At 75.4% G+C, this 13,291-nt stretch carries 12 protein-coding genes; 3 read left to right on the top strand and 9 right to left on the bottom strand.

Annotated features, from left to right (window positions below):
* Positions 1-324: 324 nt before the first annotated feature.
* The gene (locus ABZ457_RS07340) at positions 325-969 is read left to right on the top strand and encodes an ATP-binding protein (RefSeq protein WP_359154874.1); all 645 of its coding nucleotides are present in this window, start codon (positions 325-327) and stop codon (positions 967-969) included.
* Positions 970-1,596: 627 nt separating this feature from the next.
* Here the strand turns inward: ABZ457_RS07340 and xylB are convergent.
* A complete protein-coding gene (xylB, locus tag ABZ457_RS07345; RefSeq protein WP_359154876.1) occupies positions 1,597-3,099 on the bottom strand; it encodes a xylulokinase in 1,503 nt (500 codons plus the stop codon).
* A 181-nt stretch (positions 3,100-3,280) separates the two neighbouring features.
* Between xylB and xylA the strand changes: the two genes are divergently transcribed.
* A complete protein-coding gene (xylA, locus tag ABZ457_RS07350) occupies positions 3,281-4,453 on the top strand; it encodes a xylose isomerase (RefSeq protein ID WP_359154878.1) in 1,173 nt (390 codons plus the stop codon).
* Positions 4,454-5,118: 665 nt separating this feature from the next.
* On the opposite strand, the gene ABZ457_RS07355 is transcribed toward xylA, so the two are convergent.
* The 5 genes from ABZ457_RS07355 to ABZ457_RS07375 all read right to left on the bottom strand — a co-directional run bounded on the left by ABZ457_RS07355 (position 5,119) and on the right by ABZ457_RS07375 (position 10,524).
* On the bottom strand, positions 5,119-6,396 hold the full coding sequence (locus ABZ457_RS07355; protein ID WP_359154880.1) for an ROK family protein: 1,278 nt from the start codon (positions 6,394-6,396) through the stop codon (positions 5,119-5,121).
* Between the two features lie 71 nt (positions 6,397-6,467).
* Positions 6,468-8,096, bottom strand: a complete 1,629-nt coding sequence (locus tag ABZ457_RS07360; RefSeq protein WP_359154882.1) for an FAD-dependent oxidoreductase — start codon at positions 8,094-8,096, stop codon at positions 6,468-6,470.
* Positions 8,093-9,280: an MAB_1171c family putative transporter gene (locus ABZ457_RS07365; protein WP_359154884.1), complete on the bottom strand. Its 1,188-nt coding sequence runs from the start codon at positions 9,278-9,280 to the stop codon at positions 8,093-8,095. Before ABZ457_RS07365 ends, ABZ457_RS07360 begins: the two co-directional genes overlap by 4 nt.
* 3 nt (positions 9,281-9,283) lie before the next feature.
* Positions 9,284-9,814 (bottom strand): toxin-antitoxin system, toxin component, encoded by a 531-nt coding sequence (locus tag ABZ457_RS07370; RefSeq protein WP_359154933.1) that lies wholly within the window; start codon positions 9,812-9,814, stop codon positions 9,284-9,286.
* Positions 9,815-9,891: 77 nt separating this feature from the next.
* Positions 9,892-10,524 carry a helix-turn-helix transcriptional regulator gene (locus tag ABZ457_RS07375; protein WP_359154886.1) on the bottom strand — a complete coding sequence of 211 codons (633 nt, stop codon included), beginning with the start codon at positions 10,522-10,524 and terminating at the stop codon, positions 9,892-9,894.
* Between the two features lie 255 nt (positions 10,525-10,779).
* On the opposite strand from ABZ457_RS07375, the gene ABZ457_RS07380 reads away from it, so the two are divergent.
* Complete coding sequence (locus ABZ457_RS07380) at positions 10,780-11,697, top strand: transcriptional regulator (RefSeq protein ID WP_359154888.1); 918 nt, start codon at positions 10,780-10,782, stop codon at positions 11,695-11,697.
* Positions 11,698-11,845: 148 nt separating this feature from the next.
* Here the strand turns inward: ABZ457_RS07380 and ABZ457_RS07385 are convergent, their stop codons facing one another.
* From ABZ457_RS07385 to ABZ457_RS07395, 3 genes are all read right to left on the bottom strand, one after another.
* Entirely contained in the window at positions 11,846-12,139 is a 294-nt protein-coding gene (locus ABZ457_RS07385; RefSeq protein ID WP_359154890.1) for a hypothetical protein, read from the bottom strand.
* 114 nt (positions 12,140-12,253) lie between these two features.
* Positions 12,254-12,748: a hypothetical protein gene (locus ABZ457_RS07390; protein ID WP_359154892.1), complete on the bottom strand. Its 495-nt coding sequence runs from the start codon at positions 12,746-12,748 to the stop codon at positions 12,254-12,256.
* Positions 12,736-13,230: an ATP-binding protein gene (locus tag ABZ457_RS07395; protein WP_359154894.1), complete on the bottom strand. Its 495-nt coding sequence runs from the start codon at positions 13,228-13,230 to the stop codon at positions 12,736-12,738. Before ABZ457_RS07395 ends, ABZ457_RS07390 begins: the two co-directional genes overlap by 13 nt.
* Positions 13,231-13,291: the final 61 nt, after the last annotated feature.

A 13,291-nucleotide genomic window follows, 5' to 3' on the forward strand; every position in this document is an offset into this window, starting at 1 on the left:
CGGCCGGGCCTGTTCTGTGGGTCGGGCCGGATCAGTGAGCGGGGTCTGGCGCGTGTGATCGCAAGGCGGAGGAGGGAGTCCACGCGGAGCGTAGGCGACCGACGACAACGCGGCGAGCTCGCGTGCCAGGGCACGCGAGCCCGGCAGGATCCACAGAACAGGCCCTCGGTGAGACGTACCCCGCCTCCCGGCCGCTGGACCTTGGTCGAGGCGACGACGCCCGACCGAACAGGAGCCCAAGTGATTGCCATAGAACGTGCCTCGGACCCGGCCCGGCAACGGGCGGGTCCAGCCTCGGGTCTCCGGGGCCTGGCCCACTGCGCGATGCCCGCCTCGCCGGAGGCCGCGCGGCAACTACGGCGCCTCGCCCGGGCGGTCGCGCGCCGGTGGCGACTGTCCGACCACCTGGACGAGGCGTTGTCGGTGATCGTCACCGAACTGGTGACGAACGTGGTCATGCACAGCGGCAGCCCCTGGGTCTCCACCGTGATCACCGTCCGGGAGGACTCCGTGACGGTCGAGGTCATGGACGGCGGCTGCTGGAAGGACCGTCTGGACCGGCGCCAGGAGCCCCTGGACGCCAATGTGCCCTGCGGCAGGGGCCTCCGCCTGGTCGACGCGTACGCGCACCGCACAGTCGCGCACCGCACCGACACGGGCAGCGTGGTCCTCGCCGAGATCCCGATCCGCCCCGGCCGGCCCGAGGGCGCGTCCCGCTCCGGGTACTCCTCCGCGACGGCGGTCGCGGACGACCCCGAGGGTGACGGCCCGGTCGATCCGGACCTGGGGCTCGACCCCGCCCTCGATCCCGACCTGGATCTGGAGATGGCGGAGACGCTGGAGACGGACGACGACCTCTCCCCCGACGAGTTCGAGGGCCTGGTGGACGTCGACGTGGAGGCGGAGCTGGAGCTTGAGGAGCTCGACCGGGACATGGACATGGATCTGGACCTGGGAATGCGCCCGTGACAACGGCCCCCGCGGCTCCGGTCCCGCCGGGGCCCGCGCGTGCGGCCCGATCACGTGACAGCCCGCCCGGCCCCCTCGGCACGGAGTGACGCGGCCCCGGCCGCGACCCGTGCCGGACCCCGCCGCCCGGCGGCGGCCCGGCGGACGCCCCGCTCGGGACCGTCGGGCCGCCGCGTGCGCGCCCTGCCTCGGCAGCCGGGCGCGGACCGAAAGCCTCCGCCCCGACCGGTGCCGGTGCGTGCGGCGCGCCGCACGGGGTGAGCCGTGCGGCACTCGCGCGTGACCGGCGCCGGGGCGGGGCGGAGGACCGACCGCGCACCCTCGTGACCGACCGGGTGGCGCACCCGTCCGATCACGAGGGCATGGGCCCGGCCGGCGGCGGTGGAACCCCCGCCGGGCCCCGCGCCTCGCCCCCGCCCGCATACGCAGCCCCGCCCCCGCTGGGCCCCGCGCCTGACGCGCACGGCCGCCCGCGCCGCGCACCGGTCGCGGCCCCTGCCCGCGCTTTGCGCTCCCGTCCCCGACGCGAGTCCGCTGCCGACGGCACACGCTCGGCCCGGGCCCGTTCCGCCCCCGCCGACTCGCCGGCCGCGCCCCCCGCCGGGCCCGGCGCACGACCCGCTCGTCTCACCCCAGCAGCGTCCCCGTCGCCCGGTCCAGGACCGACGAGATCCGGTCCCAGGCCGCCGTGTCCCTCGGGACGGCGGGCAGTTCCGTGGCGCCGCCCGGACCCCCGTGGCCGCTGTCGCCCCAGCCCGCCGCCAGCCCCACCGCGTCCTCGCCCGTCGCCGCCGAGGCCGCCAGCGCCGCCGCGCCCAGGGCGACGAGTTCCGTGGTCGACGGGAGGATCAGCGGGCGGCCCGAGAGGCGGCGGACCGTCTCCACCCAGTGGCGGCCCCGCGCGCCCCCGCCCACCAGCCGCAGCGGCCGACCGGCCGTGTCCGTGCCGGCCGGGTCCTCGCCGCAGGCGCGCAGCACCTCGTCGAGCACGCGCAGCACCGTCACCACCGCGCCCTCGTACGCCGCGCCCAGGATCTGCTGGCGGGTCGTGGTGTGCCGCAGGCCCGTGAGCAGGCCGGCGGCGCCCGGCAGGTCCGGGGTGCGCTCGCCGTCCAGGTACGGCAGGACCACCAGCTCGCCGCCCGCCTCGGCCGCCTCCCGGTCCAGGCCCAGCAGCGCGGCGACCTTGTCCACGGCCTGCGTGCAGTTGAGGGTGCAGGCCAGCGGGAGGTAGGTGCCGTCGGCCGCCGCGAACCCCGCCAGCGCGGGCGACGCGGGCCGGGTGCGGGTCGCCGCGAAGACCGTCCCCGAGGTGCCGAGGCTGAGCGCCGGATGGTTCAGCAGACCCGCCCCGCCGAGCCCCAGCCCCACCGCCGCGGCCATGTTGTCCCCCGTGCCCGCCGCCACGGCCACCCCGTCCGGCAACCCCAGCTCGGCCGCCGCGGCCGGGGTGAGGGTGCCGACCCGGGTGCCGCCGGTCTCCGCCACGGTCGGCAGCAGCCGCGCGTCCAGGCCGGTGAGATCGAGGAGTCCGCCGTCCCAGGCGCCCTCGGCCGTCGAGTACCAGCAGGTCCCGGACGCGTCCCCGGGGTCCGTGGCGGCCACCCCCGCGAGACGTTCGGTGAGGAAGTCGTGCGGGAGCCGTACGGCGGCCGCCGCCTCGGCCGCGGCCGGGTCGTTCTCCCGCAGCCACTGCCACTTGGCCGCGGTCATGGAGGCGACCGGCACCGACCCCGTCCGTGCCGTCCACGCGTCCGGGCCGCCCAGTGCCTCGGTGAGGGCGGCGGCCTGCGGCGCGGAGCGGGTGTCGTTCCACAGCAGCGCGGGCCGCAGCGGGACGCCCTTGCCGTCCAGGACGACCAGACCGTGCTGCTGGCCGGCGACCGCGATCCCGATGACGTCCGACGGGCCCGCGCCCGACGCGGCCAGTTCCCGCAGCCCCCCGGCGACGGCCTCCCGCAGGGCCGCCCACCAGGTCTCGGGGTCGCTCTCGCGCGCCCCGCCCTCGCCGGAGACCCGGTGCGGGGCGCGGCCCACGGCGAGCGGACGGCCCGTGACGGCGTCCGTGAACGCCGCCTTCGTGGACTGCGTCGAACTGTCCACCCCGATGACGACCGGGTTCGTCGGCATGGCTCCGCCTTTCGCTCCTGGGGCACGGCCCGTCCCGCGGGCCGATATTTGGCCGGATCGAGAACAAATTACGCCACGGCCACCGGCGAGAACAGGCTCCGGACCTCTTCTGTCCGATGCCCCCGGCATGCATCATTAGTAATGTCAGCAAACAAAACCCGAGCCAAGGGCGGACACGGTCATGACGGAACGCTTCACCCCCACCCCCGACGACAAGTTCAGCTTCGGTCTGTGGACCGTCGGCTGGCAGGGGCGGGACCCCTTCGGCGACGCGACCCGGCCCCCGCTGGACCCGGCCGAGTCGGTCCGCCACCTCGCCGGGCTGGGCGCGTACGGCGTCACCTTCCACGACGACGACCTGATCCCCTTCGGCGCGGACGAGGCCGCACGCGACGCCCACGTCAAGCGCTTCCGGCGGGCCCTCGACGAGACCGGGCTCGTGGTGCCGATGGCGACCACCAACCTCTTCACCCACCCTGTCTTCAAGGACGGCGGCTTCACCGCGAACGACCGTGATGTGCGCCGTTACGCGCTCCGCAAGACCCTCCGCAACATCGACCTCGCCGCCGAACTGGGCGCGCGGACGTATGTCGCCTGGGGCGGCCGGGAGGGCGCCGAGTCGGGCGCCGCGAAGGACGTGCGCCTCGCCCTGGACCGGATGAAGGAGGCGTTCGACCTGCTCGGCGAGTACGTCACCGAGCAGGGCTACGAGCTCCGCTTCGCCATCGAGCCCAAGCCCAACGAGCCGCGCGGCGACATCCTGCTGCCCACCGTCGGCCACGCCCTCGCCTTCATCGAGCGCCTGGAGCGGCCCGAGCTGTACGGGGTGAACCCGGAGGTCGGCCACGAGCAGATGGCGGGCCTCAACTTCCCGCACTCCATCGCCCAGGCGCTGTGGGCCGGCAAGCTCTTCCACATCGACCTCAACGGCCAGAACGGCATCAAGTACGACCAGGACCTGCGCTTCGGCGCGGGGGATCTGCGGTCCGCGTTCTGGCTGGTCGACCTGCTGGAGACGGCGGGGTACGCGGGGCCGCGCCACTTCGACTTCAAGCCGCCGCGCACCGAGGACGCGCCGGGGGTGTGGGAGTCCGCGGCGGGCTGTATGCGCAACTACCTGATCCTCAGGGAGCGCGCCGCCGCCTTCCGGGCCGACCCGGAGGTGACCGAGGCGCTGCGTGCGGCCCGCCTCGACGAGCTGGCGCGGCCCACCGCCGAGGACGGGCTCTCCGGACTCCTCGCGGACCGGGGCGCGTTCGAGGACTTCGACGCGGACGCGGCGGCCGCGCGCGGCATGGCCTTCGAACGGCTGGACCAGCTCGCCCTGGACCACCTCCTCGGCACCCGCGCCTGACCGGGCCCGCCCCGGCCTTGGCTGCGCGCCGGACCGGGCCCGCCCGTTCCGGGCCACCCCCTCCGGGCCCGTGCCACGTGCCCGGCCCGCCCGGGGCCATGCGCCGCGTGCTCGCCCGCCCCACGGGACCCGCCGCCCCGACCCTGGCCCGGGCCACGCGCCGTGTCCTCGCCCGACGGGACCGGAACCGGGTCCCGGACCTCGGCTGCCGGCCGGTACGGACCCGTCCGCACCGGCCCACGTCCGGCCCGGGACCCGCGGCGGACCGGGTCGCCCCGGAACCCCGGCCGGGGCGCGACTCGCGTCCGCTCCGTCCGCACCGGACCCGGTACCGGCTTGAGTCCGCCCGACCAGCGCCGGCCGCCCCCCGTACCGGACCGGCGTCCGCTCGGCGGCGCGGGCCGGGACGAGTGACCCCGACTCGCCTGGCCCGGCCCGGCGCGTCGGCCGGGGCGCGACCTGTATCCGCTCGGTCCGCACCGGCTCGCGTCCGCCCGGCCCCTCCGCCCGGCCCCTCCGCCCGGCCCCTCCGCCCGGCCCGGACCCCGCCGGGACGGGACTCGCCGCCCCGACCCTGGCCCGGGCCGCGCGTCAAACCCCCGCCGCCCCCGGACCTGCCCGGACCCCGCCCGGCCCGGGACCCAACCCCGGTCCGGGCCCCCGTGTCAGACCCCGGCCGCACCGGCGGCCGGCGGCCGCGCGTACGCGACCGGGTCCTCCAGGACGTCCTGGAGGACCAGGGCCGCCGCGCCCCGGACCGCGTCCGCCGCCAAGGAGGACGGGCGCAGGCGCTCCCCGTCCGCGGACCACAGGCCCGAGACCACCCGGGTCGTCAGCTCCTCGCCCACCGGGGGCGCCAGCCACGGCAGCAGCGGGCGGTAGATGCCGCCGAGGACGACCGCGTCCGGGTCGAAGAGGTTCACCGCGCCCGCCAGCACCCGGCCGAGCGCCCGCCCCGCGTCGGTGAGGGCCGCCACCGCCCGGGAGTCGGCCGCCGCGGCCCGGTGCTCCAGCTCGGCGACACCGCTCGCCCCGGACCGCTCGTCGACCCCGGCCGCGCGCAGCAGCGCGGACTGCCCCGCGTACTGCTCCAGGCAGCCGCGCGAGCCGCAGCGGCACAGGGGCCCGTCGTCGGAGACGGTCACATGGCCGATCTCGCCCGCGAACCCGTTGGCGCCGCGCAGCAGTTCACCGCCGAGGACCAGCGCGCCGCCCACGCCGATCTCGCCCGTGAGGTACAGGAAGGTGCGGGCCGCGCCCAGGCCGCCGAACCACAGCTCGGCCAGGGCCGCGAGGTTCGCCTCGTTCTCCGAGCGGACCCGCAGCGGCACCCGGTCCGGGCGGAGCGCGGCGAGGGCGTCGGCGAACGGGGTCTCCGCCTCGACCGCCGTCCAGCCCAGGTTGGGCGCCTGGCGCACCGTGCCGGAGGCGACCAGGCCGGGCAGCGCCAGCGCCGCCCCGACCGGGGTCAGCTCCTGCTCGGCGGCCGAGGCGAGGGCCCGCGCGGCCGTCCGGGCGGCGCGGGCGAAGACCAGCGCCGGGTCGGTCCCGCGGTTGTCGAGGTGCTCGACCAGTCGGACCCGGTCGGTGCCCGCGAGGTCCACCACGCACACCGAGACATAGTCGACGTTGATCTCCACGCCCAGCCCGGCGACCCCGGTCCGGGCGACCTTCAGTACGGTGCCCGGCCGGCCGGCCTGGCCGCTGAAGGTCTTGCCGGACTCGGTCAGGAAGCCGCTCTCCAGCAGCTGTTCGACCAGCGAGGAGACGGCGGCGCGGGTGAGCCCCACCCGGGCCGAGACCCCGGCCCGGGTCACCTCGCCCGCGTCGCGGACCGTGCGCAGTACCAGGCTCAGGTTGTGCCGTCGCACCGTCTCGCGGTCCGCCTTCGGTTCCAGCGGCGGCAGGGCCCCGCGCCCGCCGCCTGTGTCGTTCCCGTTCATCGTGGTCCCGAGCCTATGCCGTGCCGTCCCGGACGCCGCGTCCTGTCCGGCCCCGATCCGCCGGACACCTCCTACGCGCCGGCCGGGTCCGTCTCCCGGGCGGCGGCGTCCCCGAGGTCCGCCGTGTCCCCCAGGTCCGCCGACCCCACCGGTCGATCCGCCGTGTCCCCGAGGTCCGCCGTGTCCCCCAAGTCCGCCAGCCCCGCCGGTCGATCCGCCGCGTCCTCCGGGCGGTCGGGGGCGGCGTCCGCCGGCGGTTCCCAGGACGCCGGTTCCTTGGCGATCCGCCACTCCCCGTCGGTCAGCGGCGGGCCGGGCAGCTGCGCCTGCTGGGGGCCGCGCAGTACGGCCAGCGCGATCTCCGGCCGGGCCAGGGAGGTGAGGGGGGCGGAGAGGGTCATCACGTCGAAGAGCGCCTTCATCACGATCGGCCGGCCGGTCGCCGTCAGCATCAGCCGGTCCACATAGCGGCGCAGCAGCTCCGAACCCCGTCCGGGCCTCTTCCCCTTGGCCTCCGGGTAGAGGATGTCCTGCCCGGTGGCCAGGTCCCACGCCATGGAGACCGGGCGGGCGACGGCCCGCTGCACCCGCCGGGCGAGCCCCGGAGCGCCGATCCCGTGGCGCTCCAGCTCCGTGCGCAGCGCGACGACCCCCTGCGCGGCCACCGACATGCCGTGCCCGTACACGGGGTTGTAGGTGGCGACCGCGTCGCCGATCGCGACGAAGCCCTCCGGCCAGCGGTCCGCCTTCTCGAAGAAGCGCCGGCGGTTGACCGTGCTCCGGTTGACCACGACCTCGGTCAGCGGCTCCCGCAGGGAGATCAGCTCGCCGACGACCGGGTGCCGCACCGAGCGGGCGAAGTCCTCGAACTCCTCGGCCGCGCCGGTCGGCTCCCCGCCGCGGGTGCCGGAGAGGGTCACCAGCCAGCGGCCGCCCTCCAGGGGCACGATGGTCGCCGTCCGGCCCGGTCGCGGCTCGCGCGCGTCCGCCTGCACGTTCACCACGGGGAAGTCCTCGGCGCCCTTGGGCGCGCGGAAGATCCGGCTGGCGTAGGCGAGGCCCGAGTCGACCTCCTCCTCGTCCACCGTGCCGAGCCCGAGGGCGCGCAGCCACTCCGGCGCCCGGGAGCCGCGCCCGCTCGCGTCCACCACCAGGTCCGCCGCCAGAGGGCGTTCACCGTGCTCGGCGCAGCGCACCCGCACCCCGTGGACCCGGTCCGCGTCGCCGTCGAGGCCGAGGAGTTCGGTGCGCTCAAGGAGCCGGACGTTCGGCAGGGCGAGGACCTGCTCGCGGACCACCCAGTCCAGCAGGTCCCGGCTGCACGCGATCAGGAACTGCATCTCCGGCCAGCGCCGGAACCAGCCGAGGGCCGACATCGAGACCAGGCCGGTCGGCAGCGGTATGCGCCGCGCGCCCGCGGCGAGCCAGCGGTCCGTGGTGCCCGGCAGCAGGGACTCGATCGCCCGCGCGCCGCCGCTCCACAGCAGATGGGCGTGGTGTGCCTGGGGGAGGCTGCGGCGGGCGCGCGGCCCGTCGGGCAGGACGTCGCGGTCGACGACGGTCACCTCGCCGGCGTACCGGGCGAGGACGGCGGCGGCCAGCATGCCGGCCAGGCCGCCGCCGATGACCACGGCGGAGCGCGGGGCGCTCCGACCGGTTCTCACAGGATCACTCACAGGACCGCTCACGGGATCGTTCATGGGGTGCCGCTCTCCGACCTGACGGCACGCGTGCGCGCCGCCGCGACGACGGGGGACTGTCGCAGCGCGAGGGAGATGCGCACCAGGTCGCGCGGCCCCTCGGCTGCCTCGGTCGTGTATGTCTGCGCCGAGCTGATGATCTCCCCGTCGGGGTCGGCCGCGCGGGCCCGCAGCGCGCCCGCGACCATCGCCGCGTCGCCGGCCGCCCGTGCCTGGTGGCCGTCGGCGCCCGCGGCGAGGGACTCCTCGTACACGGTGGCGCGCAGCTCGCGGTCGAAGTACGGGTCGAGTTGCAGCAGCCGGTCGTGGATGTCCGACTCGCGCTGGGTGACGCGCAGTTCGACGGGGGAGAAGAAGGAGATGCGGACCGTGGGGGTGCCGGGGGGCGCGGCGGCGCGCAGTTCCCGCCAGAGCGGGCCGAGCCGCCGGTACGTCCGCCAGGCGTGCCACTGGTCGGAGAGGCGCTGGCCCACCAGCGGGAGGATGAAGCCGATGGCGCTGAGCAGGGCCCCGACCGAGGCCAGGGGCGGGGCGAGGACGCTGCTGAGCCCGTCCCAGTCGACCCCGGCCCAGCGGGCGAACACGGCGGCGAACTTGGTCACGCCGTAGGCGAGGTTGAAGAGGGAGCCGCAGACGATGACGGTCAGCCCGCCGCGCAGCCAGCCGTGCACCCGGGTCGACCAGCTCCAGCAGAGCACGGTCATGGCGACCGCGGCCACGCTGTGCGCGATCAGGTACAGCACGATCATCTCGCGCATGTACGGCGTGTTCGCGTAGTAGGTGTCCAGGTCCCGCAGCCGCTCCACCGGGGCGTCGCCGAGCAGGAACAGCGCGATCAGGGCGACCACGACCGCGCTGTAGCCGGCGATCCAGCGCAGGGACTCCCGGCGGGTCTCCTCGGGCGGCCCACCGCGCCAGTTGACCAGCAGGATCAGACAGGAGGCGCTGAACGCGGAGAGGATGCAGTAGACCAGCGGGGCCGAGATGTTGGGGACGCCCGTGATCCGGTTGACCTCGCCGATGGTCGGCGGCGCGGCGAAGAAGAAGGTGCAGGCGCCCAGCACCAGCAGCGCGCAGACCGAGCGCAGCAGCGGGTCACGCCAGTCGCGCACCATACCCGGCAGCTTGAACGCCAGTGCGACGGCGAGGGCGGCGGCCGGTATGTAGTAGTCGGAACCGTCCACGCATCAGCCCTGTGGCCCGCGGTATCCCAGCGACGCGCCGATACGGCCGGCCAGGCCGTCCCGCCGGACGGGGCCGCGCCCGGTCGAACCGGCGAGCCAGGCCCGGCACTTGCTGCCGAGCAGCAGACCGAAGCTCTCCGCCTCGCGCTCCTCGGCCGCGTCCGAACGCGAGCGGGCCGCGACCTTGAGCACTGTTTCCTGGAGGTCGGCCTCGTCCGACAGCAGCCGGGCGGCGACCGCGGCCCCCTCGACATGGTGGCCGCAGTGGCCCGCCTTCATGTGCCACAGCTCATGGCCGAGAATGACCAGCTGGTGGTAGGGGGCCGTGCGTTCCTCGATGACGACGAGGTCCTGTTCGGCCATGTCCAGCCACAGCCCGCTGGCCGTGCCCGGGGGGAAGGACGCCATCCGGTAGCGCACGGGGCGGCCGCGGCGGCGGCTCATGCCGTCGCACAGCGCCTGGTACAGGTCGGCGGGCTCGGCGGGCGCGGGGAGGTCGATCCCGGCGACCAGTTCGCCGCACAGCCGGCGCATGTCCTTGCCGATGCTCACCGCACTCCTCTCCCCGCGCGTGCCTGTCGGGACGCGTCGGAATCCCGCCTGTCCGGATGTCAGCCGTCGGTCGGCTTGGTGCTCTCCAGGAGCAGGTCCAGCCACTCGGTGACCTTGTCCCGGTGCTTGTCCGTGGGCAGTTGGGCTGCCCGCCAGGCGATGCCGCGTACCCCATGGTCCTGCAACAGGCGCTCCAACGGGTCGCTTTCCCCGGCGAAGTCCTGAAGCAGCCCCTGCTCGGTACGGCGCAGGGCCCCGTCGAGGGCGTCCGCGTCGTCGGCCGTGAGGAAGCCCGCGTGGACCTGGAAGAAGCGCTGGATCGCCGCGCAGTGCTCCATCGTGGGGCGGCGGTCGCCGTTGATCAGCGCACCCGCCTGCTGGCGCGACATGCCCGCTCCGTCGGCTATCTCCTGCTGGGTGTAGCGCCGGCCGTTGGGCTTGAGCCGGGTCCTGCGCAGCAGGTCGAACCGCTGGAGGAAGCGCGCCTGGAGGTCGGGCTCGCCCGCCTGCCTGCCGTCGAGCAGCTCGCGGACCACGTCCGCGGGTACGCCCGAGGCCTCGGAGAGCAGATCCACGTCGAAGACCGCGACGTGGCTGATTCCGAGCTTGTCCGCGAGGTCGGCGATCCGGGCGACGGTGGCGGCGAGCTGGCCGCCCGATGTCGGAGCCGGAACCGAGAAGCCGTCCGTCACCAGTGGGTCTCCTAGATCATGCGGGGCTGCCCCGCACTCAACGGGCTGCCGGGAGATTAACCGTTTCGAGCGAATGCAGCCAGGCCCTGCCACAGTTGTGGCGTGAACGTGACGCTCATCGCGGCCGAATGCCACGATAGTTGACACCACCGTCCGAGCGGTAGCAGGATCACGGTGGAACAAGGATGATCCAAAGGGGGCTGCCAGAGCGGGACTTGGCAGGACTTCGAGAAGCTCGGAAAGGTGGCGTTCTCGATGGCGAACGAGGCCGGCGTCGATGTCACAGGGGCTCAGGGGCCCCTGGGCCTGGTCGGTGCCGCGCGTGCCGTCGCCCGTGGCAAGCGGCTGCGCCGGCTCTCCGGCGAGCGCTCCACCGCCTCGTGGAACGCCCCGCTGCGGCCCTCCGGTCCGATCCCGCCGTCCGCCCCGGCCCGCCGGCCCGTGCCCGTGCGGCCCTCCGGCCCGGTCCCCCCGCGCACTCCCGCGCACCCGGCACGGCCCGCCCCGGCGGCCGCCCCCGAGGGGCCGGCGTTGCCCCAGGCACCCGCCGGCCCGGCCACTCACGCCGACCCTGCTACGCGCGCCTACCTACGGGATTACGCGGCCCTGATGGACGCGGTACCGCTGCCCTCGGTGCTGTTCGACCGCCGCTGGGACGTCCTGCACGCGAACCCGGCCTACGACCACCTCTTCCGCGGCGTCGGCCCCCACCCCTCGGCCATGCCCCAGCAGAACTTCCTCCGCTTCGTGCTCTTCCACCCCGACGCCCCGGTGGTGCTCGCCGAGCACGAGACGAGCTGGTGCCTGCCGCTGATGGCCCAGCTGGCGGCCGCGCTGGAGGCCGAGGGCCAGGAGGAGGGCGACGAACGGCTGATGGCCGTCCGCGACGACATCGCCCTCGACCCGATCATGGACGCCGCCTACCGCTGCGGACTCCCGCTCTGGGTGAGCGCGGTGGGCGCGGACGGCATCCACCACGACGGCGCCGTGCGCCCGGTGTACCACCCGGACCCCCGCTGGGGCCGCACGGACTGCCGGATCGTGGACGAGACCCCGGCCCGCCTCCAGGGGAGCGGCTGTACCCGCATCACCTTCGTCCTCCGCGAGAACCGGAGCGCCGCTCCGGGGGTGCGCCATGGGAAGGCGCACCTCAGGGCCGTCTCCGGCGGCTGACCCCGGGTCCGGTCCGGGGCCGCCGCCGAGGCCCTTTCAGGTCGGACCGGACCCGGGGTGTCATGGCGTCGGTGCGTCGGTGCGTCGGTGCGTCGGTGCACCCGTGCGCGTCCGTGTCTGTCCGTGTCTGTCCGTGTGTGTCGCGGTGTCAGCGCATCGCGGCGACGGCCCACTCCGCGACCACGGCCACGGCCACACCGATGCCGAGGACCAGGGTCGCCCAGCGGGTGCGGCCGGCCCGGCTGAGGACCAGCGCGGTGCCCGAGAGGATCAGGGCCATGCCGTAGAAGCCGAGGGTGAGCACCGAGTGGGTGCTGCCGAGCCGGAGGACCAGGACCGCGCCGACGGCGATCATGATGGCCGCCGAGAGGGCTATCCGGACGTGGCGCGCCTGGCGCGGCGTGAGCCCCTCGCGTTCGGGGCTCGCATTCGCTTCTGACATGCCGGAAAGCCTATCCGGCCGGTACCCGGCCCGTCCCGCCCGAACGGATCACCGTCCAGAAACGATCACCGTCCGGAAACGATCGCCGCCGTCGGACCGGACCCGGTGCGCGGATCAGCGCACCGGGCCGGAGACGCCGACCGGCCAGCGGGGCAGCATTCCGGTCAGCTGGCAGGTCATCAGATAGAGCGGGATCGGCGGGGTGTAGGGGCTGTCGCCCTCGGGGGAGCGGATCAGCCGGGGGGCGATCGCCGGCACCCGGGCGCCCGGCGCGTAGTGCGCGGGCAGCGGCCACAGCAGGCCGAGGTCGGATCCGGCGGGGACGATCCACCACCACCAGTCGCTGTCCGCGAAGACGCAGCCGCCGCGCGGCAGCCGGCCCAGCAGGCGCATGCCGTAGCGCGCGGGGAGGCCGACGGCGTCGCAACCGAGGGTGGCGACCAGGGTGTTCGGGAGGTCGAGCCGGGTGAGGCGGGGCTCCCGCCGCTCGCAGCGGCGCACGGGCGCGGGCTGCGCGAGGGGCTGTACCGAGGGGTGGGGCGGGTGGGCGGAGCGGTGGCCGTCGCGGCCGGGGGCGAGCAGTGCGGCGAGGCGCTTCAGCACGGCCATTCCGCTTCGAGCACACCCGTGCCCAGGGGGTCGGAAACCGTGGCGCCCAGCGGGAGTTCGGCCCAGACCGCGCGCCCCGCGCCGTGCTCCCGGTCGCAGGTGCCCCAGGCGCTGCTGACCGCCTCGACGAGCAGCAGCCCGCGCCCGCGCTCCTCCTCGATGCCGTGGCAGACCCGCGGCCCGCTCGCACCGGCGCCCTGGTCCTGGACGGTCACGCGCAAGTGGGCCGTGCTCAGCTGGAGTTGGACGGAGGCGAGATGGCCACCGGTGTGCACCACCGCGTTGGTCACCAGCTCGGAGACGACGAGAAGGGCCGTGTCGCGGGTGTCACCGCCGAGGCGCCACAGGCCGAGCCGGTCGCTCACCAGCCGTCTGGCCCGGGAGACGGATTCGACGCGCGCGGGCACCTCGAAGCCGTACCGGGAGGCGTCGGGGTCCGGACTCGCGTCCAGGAGGGGGGTGGTGAGCGCGTCACGGTTCACACGACAAGTCTCCCGCTGCACCAGTCACCTTGACAAGGCCCACTCTGAAAAATTCAGAGTG

The sequence above is a fragment of the Streptomyces sp. NPDC005805 genome, assembly GCF_040630445.1.
Lineage (GTDB): Bacteria > Actinomycetota > Actinomycetes > Streptomycetales > Streptomycetaceae > Streptomyces.